At 61.7% G+C, this 17,692-nt stretch carries 20 protein-coding genes; 9 read left to right on the top strand and 11 right to left on the bottom strand.

Annotated elements, in window-relative coordinates; genetic code table 11:
• Window positions 1-19: 19 nt before the first annotated feature.
• Complete coding sequence (locus FZZ92_RS00325) at window positions 20-1,399, top strand: MFS transporter (RefSeq protein WP_226422305.1); 1,380 nt, start codon at window positions 20-22, stop codon at window positions 1,397-1,399.
• A gap of 32 nt (window positions 1,400-1,431) precedes the next feature.
• Window positions 1,432-2,601 carry a glycosyltransferase family 4 protein gene (locus tag FZZ92_RS00320; RefSeq protein WP_226398711.1) on the top strand — a complete coding sequence of 390 codons (1,170 nt, stop codon included), beginning with the start codon at window positions 1,432-1,434 and terminating at the stop codon, window positions 2,599-2,601.
• A 9-nt stretch (window positions 2,602-2,610) separates the two neighbouring features.
• Here the strand turns inward: FZZ92_RS00320 and FZZ92_RS00315 are convergent, their stop codons facing one another.
• The 4 genes from FZZ92_RS00315 to FZZ92_RS00300 form a co-directional block, all read right to left on the bottom strand.
• The gene (locus tag FZZ92_RS00315; protein WP_226422304.1) at window positions 2,611-3,129 is read right to left on the bottom strand and encodes an isoprenylcysteine carboxylmethyltransferase family protein; all 519 of its coding nucleotides are present in this window, start codon (window positions 3,127-3,129) and stop codon (window positions 2,611-2,613) included.
• Complete coding sequence (locus tag FZZ92_RS00310; RefSeq protein WP_115093323.1) at window positions 3,130-3,615, bottom strand: L,D-transpeptidase; 486 nt, start codon at window positions 3,613-3,615, stop codon at window positions 3,130-3,132. It abuts the gene before it with no gap.
• A gap of 175 nt (window positions 3,616-3,790) precedes the next feature.
• Window positions 3,791-4,192, bottom strand: a complete 402-nt coding sequence (locus FZZ92_RS00305; RefSeq protein ID WP_226422303.1) for a hypothetical protein — start codon at window positions 4,190-4,192, stop codon at window positions 3,791-3,793.
• A 21-nt stretch (window positions 4,193-4,213) separates the two neighbouring features.
• On the bottom strand, window positions 4,214-4,774 hold the full coding sequence (locus tag FZZ92_RS00300) for an acireductone dioxygenase (RefSeq protein ID WP_226398708.1): 561 nt from the start codon (window positions 4,772-4,774) through the stop codon (window positions 4,214-4,216).
• A 47-nt stretch (window positions 4,775-4,821) separates the two neighbouring features.
• Here FZZ92_RS00300 and cobI point away from each other — a divergent pair, with 47 nt between their 5' ends.
• The gene (gene cobI / locus FZZ92_RS00295) at window positions 4,822-5,553 is read left to right on the top strand and encodes a precorrin-2 C(20)-methyltransferase (RefSeq protein ID WP_226398707.1); all 732 of its coding nucleotides are present in this window, start codon (window positions 4,822-4,824) and stop codon (window positions 5,551-5,553) included.
• On the opposite strand, the gene proC is transcribed toward cobI, so the two are convergent.
• The 6 genes from proC to der all read right to left on the bottom strand — a co-directional run bounded on the left by proC (window position 5,550) and on the right by der (window position 10,250).
• On the bottom strand, window positions 5,550-6,326 hold the full coding sequence (proC, locus tag FZZ92_RS00290) for a pyrroline-5-carboxylate reductase (protein ID WP_370631237.1): 777 nt from the start codon (window positions 6,324-6,326) through the stop codon (window positions 5,550-5,552). The two genes, cobI and proC, sit on opposite strands and share 4 nt — an antisense overlap.
• A gap of 44 nt (window positions 6,327-6,370) precedes the next feature.
• Window positions 6,371-6,937 carry a cell division protein SepF gene (locus tag FZZ92_RS00285; RefSeq protein ID WP_115022174.1) on the bottom strand — a complete coding sequence of 189 codons (567 nt, stop codon included), beginning with the start codon at window positions 6,935-6,937 and terminating at the stop codon, window positions 6,371-6,373.
• Window positions 6,938-7,012: 75 nt separating this feature from the next.
• Window positions 7,013-7,675 (bottom strand): YggS family pyridoxal phosphate-dependent enzyme, encoded by a 663-nt coding sequence (locus tag FZZ92_RS00280; protein ID WP_115022175.1) that lies wholly within the window; start codon window positions 7,673-7,675, stop codon window positions 7,013-7,015.
• A gap of 4 nt (window positions 7,676-7,679) precedes the next feature.
• On the bottom strand, window positions 7,680-7,946 hold the full coding sequence (locus tag FZZ92_RS00275) for a PipX family protein (RefSeq protein ID WP_115022177.1): 267 nt from the start codon (window positions 7,944-7,946) through the stop codon (window positions 7,680-7,682).
• 24 nt (window positions 7,947-7,970) lie between these two features.
• The gene (locus FZZ92_RS00270) at window positions 7,971-8,879 is read right to left on the bottom strand and encodes an energy-coupling factor transporter transmembrane protein EcfT (protein ID WP_226398704.1); all 909 of its coding nucleotides are present in this window, start codon (window positions 8,877-8,879) and stop codon (window positions 7,971-7,973) included.
• Window positions 8,880-8,882: 3 nt separating this feature from the next.
• The gene (der, locus tag FZZ92_RS00265; protein WP_226398703.1) at window positions 8,883-10,250 is read right to left on the bottom strand and encodes a ribosome biogenesis GTPase Der; all 1,368 of its coding nucleotides are present in this window, start codon (window positions 10,248-10,250) and stop codon (window positions 8,883-8,885) included.
• A 151-nt stretch (window positions 10,251-10,401) separates the two neighbouring features.
• Here der and FZZ92_RS00260 point away from each other — a divergent pair, with 151 nt between their 5' ends.
• A complete protein-coding gene (locus FZZ92_RS00260; RefSeq protein WP_115022181.1) occupies window positions 10,402-10,785 on the top strand; it encodes a L,D-transpeptidase in 384 nt (127 codons plus the stop codon).
• 1 nt (window position 10,786) lies between these two features.
• Here the strand turns inward: FZZ92_RS00260 and FZZ92_RS00255 are convergent, their stop codons facing one another.
• Window positions 10,787-11,254, bottom strand: a complete 468-nt coding sequence (locus FZZ92_RS00255) for a DUF1823 family protein (protein WP_226422301.1) — start codon at window positions 11,252-11,254, stop codon at window positions 10,787-10,789.
• A gap of 6 nt (window positions 11,255-11,260) precedes the next feature.
• Here FZZ92_RS00255 and dusB point away from each other — a divergent pair, with 6 nt between their 5' ends.
• The 5 genes from dusB to rfbD are packed head-to-tail and all read left to right on the top strand — an operon-like array spanning window position 11,261 to window position 17,669.
• A complete protein-coding gene (gene dusB, locus FZZ92_RS00250; RefSeq protein ID WP_226398702.1) occupies window positions 11,261-12,262 on the top strand; it encodes a tRNA dihydrouridine synthase DusB in 1,002 nt (333 codons plus the stop codon).
• On the top strand, window positions 12,259-15,261 hold the full coding sequence (locus tag FZZ92_RS00245; RefSeq protein WP_226422300.1) for a rhamnan synthesis F family protein: 3,003 nt from the start codon (window positions 12,259-12,261) through the stop codon (window positions 15,259-15,261). The genes dusB and FZZ92_RS00245 overlap by 4 nt, the downstream gene beginning before the upstream one ends.
• Window positions 15,262-15,269: 8 nt before the next feature.
• A complete protein-coding gene (rfbA, locus tag FZZ92_RS00240; RefSeq protein ID WP_226422299.1) occupies window positions 15,270-16,208 on the top strand; it encodes a glucose-1-phosphate thymidylyltransferase RfbA in 939 nt (312 codons plus the stop codon).
• A complete protein-coding gene (gene rfbC, locus FZZ92_RS00235) occupies window positions 16,198-16,788 on the top strand; it encodes a dTDP-4-dehydrorhamnose 3,5-epimerase (RefSeq protein WP_226398699.1) in 591 nt (196 codons plus the stop codon). The genes rfbA and rfbC overlap by 11 nt, the downstream gene beginning before the upstream one ends.
• Window positions 16,785-17,669, top strand: coding sequence for a dTDP-4-dehydrorhamnose reductase (gene rfbD, locus FZZ92_RS00230; RefSeq protein ID WP_226398698.1), 885 nt, complete (start codon window positions 16,785-16,787; stop codon window positions 17,667-17,669). Before rfbC ends, rfbD begins: the two co-directional genes overlap by 4 nt.
• Window positions 17,670-17,692: the final 23 nt, after the last annotated feature.

The following is a 17,692-nucleotide window of genomic DNA, read 5'->3' as shown; positions in this document are numbered from 1 at the left end:
GCCGCGATGCAGTTACCCCTTGAGCGGACCCAGCCTGTCCACCCCTGAACCCGCTCTGCCCACCGGCAGCAATCCCGAAGGGAAACGCGGGTTGGAAGCCGTGCTTCGACTGAACGATTTCCGCAAGCTGTGGCTGGGCCAGATCTTTTCCCAACTTGCGGACAAGTTCTACATCGTGTTGATGGTCTTTCTGATCGATCAACACCTGCTGCTGAAGGGGCAGGGCAATGGCGTGCTGGTGGAGATGGCGTCGGATTACGGCCTGGACATCAGCACACGCACTCAGGTGATCACCCTGCTTGCCACAGGCATCTTTGTTGCCAACACCATCCCCGCCATGGTGCTTGGGACAGTGGCTGGGGTCTGGGCTGACCGCTGGCCCAAGCGTCGGGTGATGGTGGCCAGCAATGCCCTGAGAGCCCTTCTCGTGGTGTTCGCACCGATCTGTCTCCTCTCAGGCCCGGTTTGGCTCGGGCTTCCCTGGGGCTACTGGGGGCTGGTGGGAATGACCTTCCTTGAGTCGATCCTGACCCAGTTTTTCGCCCCCTCTGAACAGGCCACCATTCCCGTTGTGGTGCCTGGGGAACACCTCTTGGCCGCCAACTCCCTCTATCAAGCCACCAGCATGGGAGCCACGATCCTGGGCTTCGCCCTGGGGGAACCAATTCTTCGAACGCTGCACAGCAGCCTGGCGTCCCTCGGCATCGATGGCGGCGAGTTTCTGTTGCTTCCTCTTTGTTACGGCCTCGCTGCCCTCAGCCTGTCGCGCCTGAAACTTCAAGAAGCCCCCAAGCCCCCCTCCAACACCTCGGTTTGGACAGAGATCGGTGAAGGGCTGCAGGTGCTGCGACGGGTTCCCTCCGTACGGGGCGCCATGATTCATCTGGTGCTGCTCTACAGCCTGTTGGCGGCGCTCTACGTGCTCGCGCTTCAGCTCGCTGCCCTGATCGACAACCTGGGCCCCTCGGGGTTTGGCGCACTCCTGGCCATGAGTGGGCTGGGAATGGCGATCGGAGCCGTCGTGATCGCCCAACTGGGACATCGGTTCAGCCGACGTCGACTCACAGCCACAGGCCTGGGAACCATTACCTGGACGTTGGTGCTGCTCAGCCAACTTCAGGGCTCCCTGATCTTCACCCTGAGCCTCTGCGGCATTCTCGGAATTGGAGCAGCTCTAGTAGCGATTCCCGCTCAGACCACCATTCAGGAGGAAACCCCCGAAACAGAGCGGGGAAGAGTGTTCGGACTCCAGAACAACTTGATCAACATTGCCCTGAGTCTGCCGCTCGTTCTGGCAGGGACCCTGGTGAGCAGCATTGGCCTGCAACCAGTGCTGTGGCTGCTGGCTGGATTGGCACTGGTTGCGGCTTTGATCGAACGACCGTGGCAACGCTGCTAACTTGCCGGTTCGCATGAAGAGGCCTAACCCGCTTGGCGCAGATTGCCTGGCTCGGCAAGAAGTCTCCCTTCTGCGGGAATGTGTCCTACGGGATCAGCACCACCGAAGCGCTGCGGCGTCGCGGGCATCAGGTGCACTTCATCCATTTCGACAACCCGCGCAGCCCTGAGCGTGACAACACGTCACTGCTGGCCAACGACCCTGACGTCAGCCTGCCCTATCTGGTCAAATCGCAGGTTTACACGATTCCCTCCCCTGGAGCACAAAGGGAGCTGAGGGAATCACTCGAACGGCTGCAGCCTGACCTGGTTCACGCCAGCCTCACCCTTTCGCCTCTGGATTTCCGTCTGCCGGAGCTCTGTCAGCAGCTAGGCGTCCCCCTCGTCGCCACCTTTCATCCCCCCTTTGATGCGGGCCTACGCAATCTGACGGCGGGAACCCAACAGCTCACCTACCAGCTGTATGCACCGGCTCTGGCCCGCTACGACAGGGTCATCGTGTTCTCGCAGCTTCAGGCGGATTTCCTGGAGCGCCTCGGCGTTCCAGGAAATCGTCTGACAGTGATCCCGAATGGTGTTGACACCGACCGCTGGTGCCCAACAGCCCCAGGGACCCTTTCGCTGATGCATCAACAGGTTCGGCAGCGGCTGGGCCGAGAACGAATCGTGCTTTATATGGGACGATTGGCGACGGAGAAGAACGTCGAGGCCCTGCTGCGAGCCTGGCGTCTTGTCTCCCCAGAGGGGTGTCGACTGGTGATCGTTGGCGACGGACCGCTTCGCAACAGCTTGATGAACCAGTTCAACGACGACCGGATTCTCTGGTGGGGCCATGAGCCGGACCAGGACACCCGGGTGGCCCTGCTCCAGTGCGCTGAGGTCTTCATCCTTCCGAGCCTTGTCGAAGGCCTGTCGCTGGCCCTGCTAGAGGCGATGGCCACCGGAACAGCCTGCGTTGCCACCGATGCTGGTGCCGATGGCGAGGTCTTGGAGCAAGGAGCGGGGATCGTGTTGAGCACGCAAGGAGTCACCACCCAGTTGCGCACCCTGCTCCCAGTGATCAGAGACCAGCCGGTGCTGACAGCGGAACTGGGCCGGCAAGCCCGCATCCGCGCGCTGGAGAGATACACGATTTCGCGCAACATCGATGCCCTCGAACAGCTTTATTCAGATCTGATGCTGCGCAGCAGAGTCGCCGCCTGAACTTGTCGATCAGCGCCAGTCGAGACCCGGCATCCAGCCGACAATCGCCGGAGTGACCGCGGCGTATTGGGTGTAATTCGGATGCACCGCCCTTAAACCCTCCTCCTCAAAGCGGGCTTTACCCCGCAGCACCACCGCCAAACTGAACAAGAGCAACAGATGCAGCAAGCTGCCGGTGGCCAGCACAACACCTGCTGAACAAAGCAACAGGGCCCGGTACAGAGGATGCCGACAGATGGTGTAAGCCCCAGTAGCAATCAGTTGATTCGACAGCTTGGGCGCCGGCAGCGGCGAGAGGCTGGCCCCAAGAGAACGAAGGGCCTCGATGACCCGAAACAGACCCAAAGCCAGGAACAGCAAGCCAAGCCCAAACAAGGGCAAGGGCCAGATCAGCAGACCGAAGCTGGCCGGGGAAGGCCAGACAGGGAGCAGATGGGCCGTGATCAGCAGCAGCTGAGCCAGAAGCCACCACTCACCGCGGCGGTTGTCCAACCAGCCACCCCAACTGAAGCCCCAATCCGAGAACATTCACTCACTCACCACCAATGTTCGGACGTTACGGCGCTGCACAAGGCCCGCCAGGGCCTGCATGTCCTCCCAGCGAATCAACCCCACACAGCCCAGCGTGCCGCTGTTGGCATTGCGGTTGGCGCTGGGATCGAGATGAATGCCCAAATGTCCTCGCCCTGTTGGAAACTCCGGTTCAATCCCGATCCAGATCGGCCCGAGCTCGCTCGGATCAGCGGGACCCAGGGCTTCCACCGGCCCGAGGCTGTAACGACCGGCAGGAAGCGGCGCACGGGTGCCGGACCGATGACGATCGGCGTTCTGACGGTGGGCTCGACCGCTGACGGCATCAAAGTGCTGCACAGGCTCGCCAGGGGTTTCAAGACGAAGACTCCAGATGGGATCTCGAGTGTGTGTGAGCGATCGCATGGTGCGGTTCAGCACCAGAACCGACTCACCAGTGGATGGGGGAGTGGATGGGGAAGTGGATGCAGAGGCCAGATCCATCTCAGCCGCAGAACATGGCACCGATAACAGCGCCAGCAGATTCAAGGCGAGACAAGATCGAACGACCACAGCAGCCAGGCAAGGAGGCCGGAACCCTATGGGCGGTTTTTATTCGCTGAGGAAATAAAAGCCAGCCGTCTCACCGTCCCCTTCTGAGACCCGCCACGAGAAGAGCTCAGAGTTCGTTTCCAGCGAGCTGCAGCGCTTCAGCCTCCCTCTTGGGATCCAAGGCACAGCTGTCATCAAGCAAGAGCTGAAGGCGTGGGCTCACGGCCTCCACCAGGGGGTTGGTCAGCACACCCCGGCTGATGCCCAGCTCCTCCAGCGTGTTGACCAGCGCTTGGTTGGCTTGGCTGCGTCGAAGACGTCCCTTCTCCACGAGGCAATCGCTGCTGGCCTTGGCCATGGCGGCATAACTTCGAATTCTGCGGGCCAGCACCACCACGGCGACCCGCCGTTGAACCTCTGGTGCCAGGGGAGCATCCTCTGCGGCATCAGCCATCACTCCGGCGACAGCCATCACTGACGCCAGGGGCAGACCCAAGAGCAGCCCAGCGAGAGATCGGGGGAAGTGCATCAACCTGCCTGGAAAGCTCACTCAGTCAAGCCTGGGAAAACGCTGGGCGATGGTGCTGCCGCTGTACTGAGCCACCCATCCCTCAGGATTATTGAACCAACGCACGGCACAGAACCGGGGGCGCTGGCCCATATCAAACCAATGACGGGTCCCTGCCGGAACACGAATCAGGTCGCCCTGTTCACAGAGCACGCTGAGCACCTCAGAACCGATGTGCAACACAAACAAGCCGCACCCTTCCACAAAAAAGCGCACCTCGTCTTCAGCATGGGTGTGCTCCTCAAGAAACTTGCAACGCAGAGTCTCGCGATCGGGGTGATCCGGGGTCATCCGAATCGCATCGACCGTGGCGTAGCCGCCATCGCGCTGAACCCGGGCAATGGCTGCGGCATAAACCTCAAGGATGGAGGCTTGATCAGCACCCTCAGGAAGGGGCTGATCGGCGGGCCATTGCTCAAAACCGATGCCCCGGCGCTGAAGTTCCGCCTGAATCACCGCTGGATCACCGCTCTCCAGCTCGGGTAGAAGCCCATTCGGGTCATTTTGTGCTGTTTCGTCTGGAAAGATGCTGAGACGACTCATCGTCTGGACCCCGGGCGCATCGACTGCTGACCATCATCGATCCCACCATGACTGGGGGTCTCACGCTGGTGGGAGTCGGCCCGGGCGATCCATCTCTGCTGACCCTCGCCGCCGTTGAGGCCATCCGCCAAGCGCAGGTGGTGGCCTACCCGGTCGGACGACCGGGAGCCGACAGCATGGCCGCCCGCATCGCCACCGATTGGATCCGCAGCGACCATCAGTGCCTGCCGCTGTTATTCCCGATGGTGGAGGCCGCCGAGCCACGTCGAGCCGCCTGGGAGACGGCGGCGCAACAGCTGCAAAACATCGTCCGTTCTGGCCAGCGAGTTGCGCTGCTGTGTGAAGGCGATGCGTCTCTGTTTGCGAGCTGCAGCTATGTCCTGCTGGCCATTCTCCAGGAGTGGCCCAACTGTCCCGTCACGGTGATTCCCGGTATCACCTCGTGCTCCGCCGCGGCCGCTGCCGGCCTCTGGCCCCTCGCCCTGCAGCAGGATCAATTGCTGGTGCGCCCCTGCCCCGACACCCCTGAAGAGCTGGGGGTGGTTCTGGACACCGCCGCCACCACAGGGCAGGTGCTCGCCCTGCTGAAACTGGGGCGACGCTGGAGTTGGGTGCAACCCCTGCTGAAGCAACGCTCGCTGCTGGATCAAGCACTGTTCGCCGAGCGAGTCGGTTGGCCGGAACAACGCATCTGTTCAGCGGATGCCGTTGATGCCGAACCACGCCCCTACTTCTCACTACTGCTCATTCGTCAGGGATGGCCTGATGTGTTGCCCTAAGCCAGCTCCCGACTGCGTTCCGCGGCTGCGATGACAGCTTCGATCAAGGCGGAGCGCAGACCGATACGTTCCAAGGCACGAACGCCAGCAATCGTCGTTCCCGCCGGTGAAGTGACCATGTCCTTGAGCTGGGCAGGGTGCAAATCGCGACGATCCAGCAGTTCAGCCGTTCCAGCCAGGGTTCGGTGGCTCAGCCGCAACGCCAGATCCCTTGGCAGACCGGCAGCCACCGCTCCATCAGCCATGGCCTCAGCCACCAAAGCCACAAAGGCTGGACCCGAGGAAGTCAACGCCAAGAAGGCATCAAGCTTGGCTTCAGCCAGCTCAAGCACTTCGCCCACATCGGCGAATAGCTGCTGCACCTGATCCCGTTGCGCTGGAGCGATCCCTTCACCCCAGGCCAAAGCCGTCAAACCGGCTCCCACCAGCGCAGGGGTATTGGGCACCGCCCTCACACAGCAGTGGCCAGGAAACAGATGCTGCAAGCGAGCCAGAGACACTCCCGCCAAAACAGAAATGAGCAGCGGCCGATCCGTGACGGGTGGAGCTGCTGCAGCAACGGAATCCAATTGCTGCGGCTTCACCGCAAGCAACTGGACCGGTGCGGTCCAAACCTTGGGAGCTGAAGGATCGTCAGCAGAAACCAGTCCGATGCCAGCCGGCAACTCCAAGCGGCGTTGCTCCAAGGAGCCGCTCCCCCCAACAACGGCCAACAGCTGGTGAGCCGGAATCCGACCACTCTCCAGAAGTGGAAGCACAAGGGCCTGAGCCATGCGGCCCAGACCGATTACACCGAAAGCTGGCTGCACAGGAGAATTCAGAGAGCGGCGGCTCCCCAAGCGGGCGAAGGAGCGCTGGAGGATTCCCCAGCATCTGCCACATCGGCCTCACGGCTCACAACCGTGGGGGCCGAGGCCTCGTCCTGGCCCGTGTTGGTGACGGTGACGCAACTTGGGGCGAACAGGAAGATGCTCTCTCCGACGCGCTCCTGATGACCATCAATCGCGAAGGTGCCACCAGCAACGAAGTCAACGGCACGCTGCGCCTGGTCGGGCTCCATCATCGTGAGGTTGAGAATGACCGTCTTGCGTTCTCGCAGGGCCTGGATGGCCCGAGGCATTTCATCGAAACTGCGAGGTTCCATCACATTCACCTCAGCAGACGCAGTGCTGATGCCCGGCATCCCGATCACATTGGATCCAGGCAGGTCACTACCGAGATCAAATGGGTTGGTATCACCAATGGTTGCCAGTGCACCACCATCAGCCTGCATGGCGCGCTGGTCCTGGTCGTCTTGCTCATCTTCGTAAGCGAAATCATCCAATTCGCCATCGAGATAGTCATCGCCAGCGACGACAGCACGGAGACGGGAGATCAGCGACACCTTGGGATTCCTCTCGGTCTGAATGTGGTTCGAAAACCATGTCCCTGGATACCGTTTTCGCCGGTGCGGGGCAAGTCAATTAGCAGAGTCTGTTGACACCAATCTCGGGCCGAACAGTGCCGAGCCAACCCTGAGCCAGGTGCTGCCCGCCTCCGCAGCCTCTTTCCAGTCGCTACTCATCCCCATCGAACACTCCGCCAAGTCGAACCGATCCGCCAGGGAACGGCAGTCGGAAAACAACTCTTTGCGCTGCTTCGCGGCCATGTCGAATGGCGCCATGGTCATCAGGCCCGAGATCCGCAACCCCGGCAGAGCTTGCAGGTCTGACCAGATAGCGCAGAGTTCATCGGCAGACAGCCCCCCTTTACTGGGATCTGGGCGCAGTTTGACCTGAAGCATCACATCGGGCTGCCGGGCCTCCTCCACAGCAATGCGCGACACCCGTTCAGCGAGCAGCAAAGAATCGACGGAGTGGATGAAATCGAAGGCCTTCACCACGGGCCGCACTTTGTTGCTCTGGAGGCGGCCGATGAAATGCCAGCGCAGCTGCAGATCGATCAGCTCCTTCTGCTTAGGCAGCGCCTCCTGAACACGACTTTCCCCGAAATCAAACTGACCGAGCTCTGCCACGGAACGGACGGCCGATGCCGGGTGGCCCTTGCTAACCGCCAGAAGCCTGGCGGAGGAGGGGCGGTCAACTTGGAGCGCCTGCCAACGCGCAGCGAATGAATCCGTCAAGAGTTCAGATGAACGTCTGATCGAATAGCTGAGTCCAGGAGTTCAGGTCCTCTGACCGGTCCCGCCGGCACCGGCCCAGATGCACCTCAGCGTGGTGACGTGCGTCGCCGTAGGGGATCACTTCGAACTGGGCGCCACGGGGCTGCAAGGTGACCAGGAAGAACATTCTCTGGGCATACAACGTGGCGTAAACGTCACGCCCCTCACCAGCCGGAGCTACCCGATAGAGCATCCCGAAGGTGGGGTGATTCAGATATCGCTCGGACGCCATGCCGTGATCAGCCTTGATCAGAGGTCATAGAGCACCGTACTGACCCCTGAGCCCGATCACCAACAAGAGCAATGTCATCGCCAGGCCATTCAGCAGGTGAGCAGGACGTTCAGGAGGCATGCGGAAATACGAAGGGCCAAGAATCCGACCCCCACGGGCCACCAGTGCATCCGCTCCCTGCTCAGCTCTTAGAAGGATGTTGGCCAACAGCCTCTCTCCCACGGCCAGCACCAAGCCGAAGCCGGCCTTGAAACCCAGCTGGCGCAGATTGACGGCACGACTGGCAAGAGATCGCAGCAGATTCTGGAGCTCTTCCTGAACGAGAGGCAGAAAACGAAGGGCCAACAACAGTTGAAACCCCAGCCGCTCCACAGGACACCCCAGCCACTTCAAAGGAGTCAGACACCAACTGAGAGCCCAGACCAGATCCTCCGGAGGGGTTGTGATCAACATCAAATTGACGCTGTGAATCACCGTGAAGATCAAGGTCGACGTCCGCAGCCCCAGCACTGCAGAGGCGCGGTCCACCACCAGAGGACCCAGCTTGAGACCACCCAACTGCAGGGGGCCTAGGCGCAGCAGATCCCAGGAGGGTCCTTCCGTCTCGAGCCCAGGAAGCTCGGCCGGATTACGAAGGGGGAAAGCCGCAGGGGGATCAACAGCAGGCAACAGCATCGACAACAGGCCCACCACAAGCGCCAACGCCGTCAGCAGAAGAACAGACCGCCACCACAGCGACCGGGCCAGACCACTGGCCAGGGTGATCACCACCAGAGCAACCACAAGAGCGACGCGCCACAAGGGGCCGGCCAAAACAGGTGTGAGCAGAAAGACGAGGGACCAGGCCAGCTTCAGTCGAGGGTCCAACCGCCTGAGCCAACCACTGGAGCCATCGACGTATTGGCCCATCGGGACCTGACGTAACCAGTCCATGACTCAGCCTTTACGGCTCTGTTGACGGGCCAGATCGCGTTCAGCGTCGCGCTGTTGCTTGCCGCGCCAGAACAGACGCAACGGACTTCCATCGAAGCCGAGGCCCTCGCGGATCTGGCGCTCGACATAGCGCCGATAGGTCTCCCCGAAAAGTTTGGGGTCGTTGACGAACAGGGTGAAGCTGGGGGGTCGACTTGCGACCTGCGTGCCGTAATACAACTTTCCTTGACGCCCCCCTCGGGTGGTGGGCGGACTACGCCAGCTGAGTGCTTCCTTCAGCACCTCATTCACAACGGAGGTGCTAACACGGCGACGATGCTGTTCAACCGCCAAGGCGGCCAGAGCGAAGATGCTGTCCACCCGTTGGCCGGTGAGTGCCGATGTGAACAACATCGGAGCCCAATCGAGGAAGTACAGCTTGGAGCGCAGCTCTTTTTCCATCGCCGTCATGGTGTGGCTGTCCTTCTCGACGGCGTCCCATTTGTTGACAACCACCACACAGGCTCGTCCGTCCTCTTCAATGCGGCCCGCCAGGCGCTGATCCTGCTCGGTCACGCCATCCATGGCATCAATCACCAGCACGCAGACATCGCTGCGTTCGATCGCCTTGAAACTTCGGTTGATCCCGAAAAACTCCGGCCCGTAATTCACACTGCGCCGCCGGCGGATGCCCGCTGTGTCCACCAGACGCCAGGGGCGTTGCTCCCGGATGATGCTGGTGTCGATCGTGTCGCGCGTGGTGCCGCGAATCGGACTGACGATGGCCCTCTGCTCTCCACAGATGGCATTGAGAAGACTGGATTTCCCGACATTCGGCCGGCCGATGATGGCCATCTGAATCGGTTCCTCCTCCTCCCCCTCTTGATCCTTCGGCGGGAGAAACGTGAGCACCTGATCAAGGAGTTCACCGGTTCCGGCCCCGTGGATGGCCGAAATCGGATGGGGCTCACCAAGCCCAAGACTCCAAAATTCGCCGGCCATGGCCAGGCCCTGTTCAGGCGACTCACACTTGTTCACCGCGAGAAGCGTGGGACAGCGATGACTGCGCAGAAATTCAGCGATGGATTCGTCAGCGGCCGTTAGTCCCTGCTGACCATCCACGATCACCAAGGCCACACTGGCTTCCTCGAGAGCAAGAGCCGCCTGCTCCCGGATCTCAGGCAGAAATTCACTGTCGTCATCAAACACCAGTCCGCCGGTGTCGACGACCTTGAATTCCCGATCACCCCAATAGCCGTCCTGATAGGTGCGATCACGCGTCACGCCGGGCTCATCGTGAACGATGGCTTCTCGGCTGCGGCACAGCCGGTTCACAAGGGTCGACTTACCGACATTGGGGCGTCCGATGATTGCGACGACGGGACGCGCCAAGGGTCTGTTCAGGCCAATCATTCACCCTACAGAGACGCCTTTAGTGCCGATGAGCCTGGTGCCCATCGCGAGCAAAACCGAAATTCTTTCCGGGCGAGACAAATGAGTCTCAGCTGAGACAGCTAGGGCGGGTGAAGTGTGTTCCCTCGCCATGCTCGAGCTCGTCGCCAGCCTTGTGGTCGACCTCTCCGACCAGCGCCTGACGGTTTACAACAGCCAACAGGAAGTCGTCCGCGTGATCCCCGTCAGCACCGGCAAGGCTTCAACGCCAACACCGACCTTCAACAGCAAGGTCTTCACGAAGTACCGCTCCACCACGATGTACGGACGCACCTACACCGTTCCGGGCGTGCCTTACACGATGTGCGTCAGTGCCAACGAGGCCATCTGCCTCCATGCAGCGCCCTGGCAGGAGAACGCCGGGCAACCCTTCGGCGTCCCCCGCAGCCATGGCTGTGTGCGCATGCCCATGACCCACGCCCGCTGGTTGTTCCACAACACGCCGAAGGGCACGCCGATCACCATTCAGGCCTGAATCACCCCACCGGCAGATCGCCGGGGTGCCCCTGCACCGGATCGGCTGGAGCCGGAAGCTCTGGCCCTAAAGGCCCCTGTTCCGGCAGGAGCTCCCCTTGCTGTGCCAGCCAGGCCAAGAGCCAGTTCACCGCCGTGGCACGACGGGTCCGTCGGGGGAAAAGCTCACCGATCCGGTAGCCCGCAAAGTTGAGCTGCTGCTTCAGCAGCTGCTTGTATTCCTTGGGAATCGATCGGGTCAAACGAACCGATGCCGGCCGCTCGGCGATCAACTCGGGAGCCAAGGGGAAGGCATCCGCCCAATCCGTTGGCGTGTCTGGACCGGCGCACCATTGGAGTTCATTGGGCCGGTATCCCAAGCGTTCCCAAACCCTTTCGCAGACAAAGCGATCACTGCAGCGGTCCTCCAGGATCTGCAAGAGCAACGAACGACTCAGCGGCCAGGGCATGTCGATTGCGTTGTGCAGCATGGACCCATGATTGCTTCATCCCCCCTGCAGCTTCCCGGCAATGGAATCGCACGTCAGCTGCGGTGCCGTGTTCTGCAATCGCCGCTTGCGGGGGTGAGCGACCGGGTGTTTCGTGGCTTGGTTCGACGATGGGCTCCTGACGCCCTGCTCTTCACCGAAATGGTGAATGCCACCAGCCTCGAAATGGGGCATGGGCGCTGCAAGGTGGAGTCACTGGCCGACGAGTCCGGACCCATCGGCGTGCAACTGTTCGACCATCGCCCCCAGGCCATGGCCGATGCGGCACGGCGGGCCGAAGCCAGTGGAGCCTTCCTGATCGACATCAACATGGGATGTCCCGTTCGGAAGATCGCTCGCAAGGGGGGTGGTTCCGGATTGATCCGTGATCCCGAACTGGCGATCCGGATCGTGGAAGCGGTGGCGGATGCCGTGGCATTGCCCGTCACCGTGAAGACGCGCCTGGGATGGTGCGGAGGTGATGCTGATCCCGTGCGGTGGTGCCAGCAACTGGAACGTGGAGGAGCTCAACTGCTCACGCTGCATGGACGCACCCGCGAACAGGGCTTCAAAGGCCCTGCCGACTGGAGCGCCATCACCCAGGTCCGTGAGGCCCTCACGATCCCCCTGATCGCAAATGGCGACATCAACACTCCCGAGGATGCGCTGCGCTGCCTGAATCAAACCGGCGCAGCCGGCGTGATGGTGGGCCGAGGGACCATGGGGTCCCCCTGGCTGGTGGGACAGATCGATGCCGCGCTGACCGGTCGTGCCATCCCCTCTACGCCCAACCCGACGGCACGGCTTGCGCTGGCTCGGGATCAATTGGACGATCTTGTGAAGGATCGCGGCGACCATGGGCTGTTGATCGCGAGAAAACATATGGGCTGGACCTGCACGGGCTTCCCCGGGGCATCGCGACTGCGTCATGACCTGATGCGGGCCCCCACACCCGCCCAGGCCAGGGACCTGCTCAATCAGCAGATCGACGCCCTTGCCGCGTCCGCTTGACTGGACGCTCCGACGGTCAGGGCGTGGCGCCTTCAAGCGGCAAGGACAACACGCTTGATGCCAATGCCTGGGAGCGCTGGCGGTCTGGCCTCGCCAACGCCGAAGAGATCGAGCGTTGGCAGCAACAGCTCCACCAGCAGCTGCCCCAGCTCCCGCAAGAGCTGCTGGATCCGTCTCTACTGCCCATCGCCCTATTGCGCGACCCGATCCATTGGTCCCCCGAAGACAGCGGGCTGGATCCGGTCGATCTGTTGGCATCCCACAGGGATCTCACGCACGCCAACCAACTGCTTTCCAGCGGCCGCCTGCGCGACATCGCCCTCGGCCACCGCAGCCTGTTCACTGATCTGCCGCCGGTTCACCTCCAGGCCTACCGGGATGGGCTGAGACCAGGGGCATGTCAGGACGGCCTCAGCGCCCTGGAGCACCTGGGCGGCATCGGCCGTCAACGCTTCCAGCGAGGACTGCCCCTTGGCAAGGATCTCGATCGGTACCAGCCCCCCGCTCCAGACCCAGCACCAAGCGAGTTCATTCCCTCAGCGGCCTCGATGCTGGTGGTTCTCCACCAAACACAAGCGGAGGTCGAGGCCGACCACATCCAGCCAGGGCAGGGGTGGGGCCAGATCCGCCACGCCTCTCTGGAGGATCCTTCCGGTTGGATGAGCGAGCCAATCCTCGATAGCGAAACCCTGGTCAGCTTCTGCCATGCCAGTGATCAGCTGGATCCCCAGGCGGCCCTGCGCATGGCGCAGTGTGCGATGAAACACCCTGCAGCGGTCTTGCTAACCAGTGATGAAACGCTGCGCTGGAGCGACGACCCAGGGATTCCGGCGGGGAACCGCCAGAACAGAACCGCAATTACACCGTTTCGTCTGCTCTGCAGGGGATGCCTAGGCGGCCTGGTGACAATCCGCTGGTCAACGCTGCAACAACTGACGCTGCTGGCGTCCACCGGCTCGCAGCACGCCCTGCTCCTGGATCTGGCGCTGCAGGTTTGCGAACGCGGGGACGCCGTCGCCCACTGTTCAGAGGTGTTGCTGCAGCGATCGATTCGGGCGAACCCGACCGTGCCCGACGTGGCCTCGCCGGCCGACCGCCATTGCTGGCCCCCTGAGCTCAGCGCTGAGATCCTGGCGATCACCCAGCGACACAGCCCAAGCTTTCTGGTGCCCGGTGGGCAGCTCACTCCCGTTGATTCGCTGAGCGCCTGCCATCAGCTGCAACTCCGCACCGAAACCACCGTTCTGGTGTCGGTTCTGATCCCGTTTCGCGACCGGGTCGACCTCACACAAAGCTGCGTCGCCTCCCTGCGCCGCTGCGCCGGAGCTGTGGCCTATGAGCTGATCCTGATCGACAACGGCAGTGAGGAATCCGCCACCCAGGCCTGGCTGGACGAACAGGCGCAGCTCGACGACGTGTGCGTGGTGCGGGTGGACGAACCGTTCAACTATTCGCGTCTCAACAACATCGGCCGACGCCATGCCCGTGGCAGCCATTTGTTGCTGCTGAACAACGACATCGAATTCCGATCAGCTGAGGTGCTTCAGGCCCTGCTGGACCCGTTCGCGTACCGAGGCACCACTGCCGTGGGGGCGAGGCTGCACTACCCCGACGGGAGCATCCAGCATCAAGGGGTCGCCGCGATAAAGGGGGAACGGCGCTGTGTGGTTGAGCCCGGAAAACACCTGAACAGTGCCCCTGTGCTGGCCACGCTCACCCCCTTGCTGGTGCAGGAGGAGTTCACCGCAGCGACAGGGGCCTGCCTGATGCTCCGCTGCAGCGATTTCGATCGCATCCAAGGGTTCGATGAAGATCTCGCCGTTGTATTTAACGATGTGGATCTCTGCCTGCGCCTCAGGCAGAGCGGTGGTTCGGTCGCCGTGACCCCCTTTGTGGAGATCGTTCATCACGAATCGATCAGTCGCGGCAAAGACCGCGAAGGCACCGCTCTAGCCCGGCATCAAAGGGAGTCCGGTCACCTGAGGGCCAAGCACGCCAGGTTGTTCGCCGAAGGTGATCCCCTCATCAGTCAGGGCATTCACCCCCACAGCAATCGCTACCAACCCAGGGAGACAGCGCCGCGATCGAAAGGGCCGGTTGCTGATGCCGTGCTGATGCACTGGAGGAATTCAAACTTCCAGCCCAGCCGCCAACGACCAATCGTTCTGCTGGCGCATTTTTCAAGCAATAACCGGTTTCGGGACGACCTCTTCCCACTGATTGATGAGTACCGACGCTTCGCCGATGTGATCGTTGTGTCTTCGGCCAGCGGGTTGCGGTGGCACCCGAGAACGCTTCATCGGCTGCGCCAACGCTGTGCAGCCATCGTTATTCGACGCAACCAGGGGTATGACTTCGGCAGCTGGAAAACAGCACTGAACCTGCATCGGCAGGACATTGAGCAGGCAGCATTCCTGGTGCTTACCAACGACAGCTTCTGGGGACCGGTTACTCCCCTCGACGACCTATTCCAACGCCTGCATGCCAGTTCAGCGGACGTTATTGGGCTGACGGACGATCTGATGTACGAACCCCATCTGTCGTCAGCCTTCACTGCTTACAAACCCAAGGCACTGCAGTGCCCAGCCTTTGGCCGTTTCTGGGAGACGTTGCAGATCTGGCCCCGCAAACGTGACCTGGTCAAACATTGCGAAGTCGGCCTGCCGGTGCAGCTACAGGCAGCGGGGCTGAGGCTCGAGAGCCTCTACACCCACAACGCCAACGGCAATGTTCTGCACTACGACTGGAAGCGCTTGATTGAGCAACGCGCCTTCCCCTTCCTCAAGGTGAGCCTTCTGCGGGACAACCCGACGCGACAACCCGTCGACACCTGGCCCGATGTGATCGGCCAACGCAACCCTCAGCTGGCGGCCAGCATCCAACGACAACTGTGGCCCAAACCAGGATTGCAGCGGCTGCTGGAACGGCTTCGCCGTCGAGGGAACGGAAGTGATTGCAAGGGGTCTCGTGCTGTAATGGCGCCGACTTCACGCCGGTGAGCCAGCTGATGAGCACCGCATCCAAGCGACGGGGAATCATCCTGGCTGGCGGAAGTGGCTCGCGGCTGCATCCGATCACCCAGGCCGTCAGCAAACAGCTGTTGCCGGTTTACGACAAGCCGATGATTTATTACCCGCTCAGCACCTTGATGCTGGCGGGGATTCGCGAGGTGCTGATCATCACCACCCCCCACGACAGGGAGTCTTTCCAGCGCTTGCTCGGCGATGGCAGCCGCTGGGGCATGACGATCGAGTACGCCGTGCAACCAAGCCCGGACGGATTGGCCCAGGCGTTTCTGATTGGTGCCGACTTCCTGGCGGGCCACCCCGCTGCTCTGGTGTTAGGGGACAACCTCTTCCATGGAAACGATCTGGTGCCACAGCTGGTAAACAGCAACGCGCAAGCCCAAGGGGCGACGGTCTTTGCCTACCCCGTCAGAGATCCAGAGCGTTATGGCGTGGCCGAGTTCGATGCCGATGGCCGCGTGCTGAGCCTGGAGGAAAAACCTCAACAGCCCAAGAGCCGCTACGCCGTAACGGGGTTGTACTTCTACGACGACACCGTGGTGGAACGAGCCCGCCAGGTGAAGCCTTCCGCGCGCGGCGAGCTGGAGATCACCGATCTCAATCAGATGTATCTGGACGAAGAGCTGCTGCGGGTGGAGCTTATGGGCCGTGGCATGGCCTGGCTCGACACCGGCACCTGCGACTCCCTCAACGATGCAGGCAGCTACATCCGCACCCTGGAAAACCGTCAGGGGCTCAAGGTGGGGTGCCCGGAGGAGGTGGCCTGGCGCCAGGGCTGGATCACAGCGGAACAGCTGAATCAGCTGGCTCAGCCCTTGAAGAAGAGTGGATATGGCTCATATCTGCTCCAGATACTTGAGGAGAATTTGAGCGATCACACTGCTCTGAAGTCCAGCCTGGAGGTGAACCATGCAGTTTGAAGAACTCAAAACCACCAATGGCCAGACTGTGGAGGGACCACTACTAATGACTCCCAGATGCTTCGGTGATGACCGTGGCTGGTTCTTCGAAAGCTGGAACCGACGCTCATTCGATGAGGCTGTTGGCGAAACAGTGGTTTTCTCGCAAGACAATCACTCCCGCTCGATCCAGGGAGTGCTTAGGGGGCTGCACTACCAGCTCACACCGGAACCCCAAGCCAAGGTTGTACGAGCCACTGTTGGAACGATCTACGACGTAGCCGTCGACATCCGGCGCAACTCGCCCACCTACGGCGCTTGGGTGGGTGCCGAACTGAGTGCCGAAAACAAATGCCAACTTTGGATTCCCGAAGGCTTCGCCCACGGCTTTCTCACCCTCAGCAGCATTGCTGAAGTGCAGTACAAGGCAAGGGGTTTCTGGAACAAAGCTTGTGAACGGGCCATCGTCTGGAACGACGCGGATCTGGCCATTGCCTGGCCGATCGATCGCCTGGAGGGCGGAGAGGTGAGCCTCTCTGGCAAAGATGCCGAAGCGCCGGGGTTCAAAGCCGCTGAAACCGCGGGAGACGTTTTCCCATGAAGGTTCTGCTCACCGGAGCTGGCGGACAGCTTGGCCAGGCCCTGATCGCCTCCGTGCCCAATGGACTCGAGCTGGTGGCCACCAGCCGTCAGGATCTCGACCTGGCTGACCCTGAAGCCTGCCGTACGGCCGTTGAGCAGTATCAGCCTGACTGGGTGCTTAATGCAGGTGCATACACGGCCGTGGACAAAGCCGAATCGGAATCCGACCTGGCCCATGCCGTGAATGCCGGGGCACCGGAAGCCTTCGCCCGCGCTCTGGATCAACAGGGGGGCCGCCTGCTTCAGATCAGCACCGACTTTGTCTTCAATGGAACCCAAGGAAGGCCCTATCAACCCATGCAGGCCCGCGACCCTCTCGGGGTTTACGGCGCCAGCAAAGCAGCCGGAGAAGCAGCGGTGCAAAGCGTTTTCGGAACGAGCGGACGGGGCTTGATCCTCCGCACCAGCTGGGTGATCGGGCCCGTTGGCAAGAACTTCGCCCTCACCATGCTGCGCCTTCACCGCGAGCGGGATCAACTGGGTGTCGTGGCCGATCAGGTGGGCTGTCCCACCAGCACCCTGACCCTGGCTCAGGCCTGTTGGAGAACCCTCCAGATCGCTGGAGAGAGCCAGCTACCGGCTGTCATGCACTGGAGTGATGCCGGCGCTGCCAGCTGGTACGACGTTGCGGTAGCGGTGGGCCGGATCGGAGCTGAGTTAGGGCTGATCGACACGCCCGCAGAGGTTCAACCGATCACAACAGCGGACTATCCCACCCCAGCAGAGCGTCCGGCCTATTCGCTTCTGGACAGCACGAGCACCAGAGCAGCCCTGCAACTCAGCGGACAGCACTGGCAGCTCGCCCTCAGGGATGTATTGCAGCAGGCCAGAACCCCATGAAGCTCCACTGAGTTCAACGTCCC

The organism is Synechococcus sp. MU1611 (assembly GCF_020514255.1).
GTDB lineage: Bacteria > Cyanobacteriota > Cyanobacteriia > PCC-6307 > Cyanobiaceae > Parasynechococcus.
Note: the sequence above shows the minus strand (reverse complement) of the source record. Positions and strands in the feature narration are given on the sequence as shown.

Bases quoted from the DNA above. Each gene is read 5' to 3' on its own strand.
- rfbC (WP_226398699.1), top strand. From the start codon at position 16,198: ATGCAGTTTGAAGAACTCAAAACCACCAATGGCCAGACTGTGGAGGGA.
- dusB (WP_226398702.1), top strand. From the start codon at position 11,261: ATGATTGCTTCATCCCCCCTGCAGCTTCCCGGCAATGGAATCGCACGT.
- FZZ92_RS00270 (WP_226398704.1), bottom strand. From the start codon at position 8,879: ATGGACTGGTTACGTCAGGTCCCGATGGGCCAATACGTCGATGGCTCC.
- FZZ92_RS00260 (WP_115022181.1), top strand. From the start codon at position 10,402: ATGCTCGAGCTCGTCGCCAGCCTTGTGGTCGACCTCTCCGACCAGCGC.
- FZZ92_RS00310 (WP_115093323.1), bottom strand. From the start codon at position 3,615: ATGGATCTGGCCTCTGCATCCACTTCCCCATCCACTCCCCCATCCACT.
- FZZ92_RS00300 (WP_226398708.1), bottom strand. From the start codon at position 4,774: ATGAGTCGTCTCAGCATCTTTCCAGACGAAACAGCACAAAATGACCCG.
- FZZ92_RS00275 (WP_115022177.1), bottom strand. From the start codon at position 7,946: ATGGCGTCCGAGCGATATCTGAATCACCCCACCTTCGGGATGCTCTAT.
- cobI (WP_226398707.1), top strand. From the start codon at position 4,822: ATGACTGGGGGTCTCACGCTGGTGGGAGTCGGCCCGGGCGATCCATCT.
- proC (WP_370631237.1), bottom strand. From the start codon at position 6,326: ATGGCTCAGGCCCTTGTGCTTCCACTTCTGGAGAGTGGTCGGATTCCG.
- FZZ92_RS00255 (WP_226422301.1), bottom strand. From the start codon at position 11,254: ATGCTGCACAACGCAATCGACATGCCCTGGCCGCTGAGTCGTTCGTTG.
- FZZ92_RS00305 (WP_226422303.1), bottom strand. From the start codon at position 4,192: ATGCACTTCCCCCGATCTCTCGCTGGGCTGCTCTTGGGTCTGCCCCTG.
- rfbD (WP_226398698.1), top strand. From the start codon at position 16,785: ATGAAGGTTCTGCTCACCGGAGCTGGCGGACAGCTTGGCCAGGCCCTG.
- rfbA (WP_226422299.1), top strand. From the start codon at position 15,270: ATGAGCACCGCATCCAAGCGACGGGGAATCATCCTGGCTGGCGGAAGT.
- FZZ92_RS00315 (WP_226422304.1), bottom strand. From the start codon at position 3,129: ATGTTCTCGGATTGGGGCTTCAGTTGGGGTGGCTGGTTGGACAACCGC.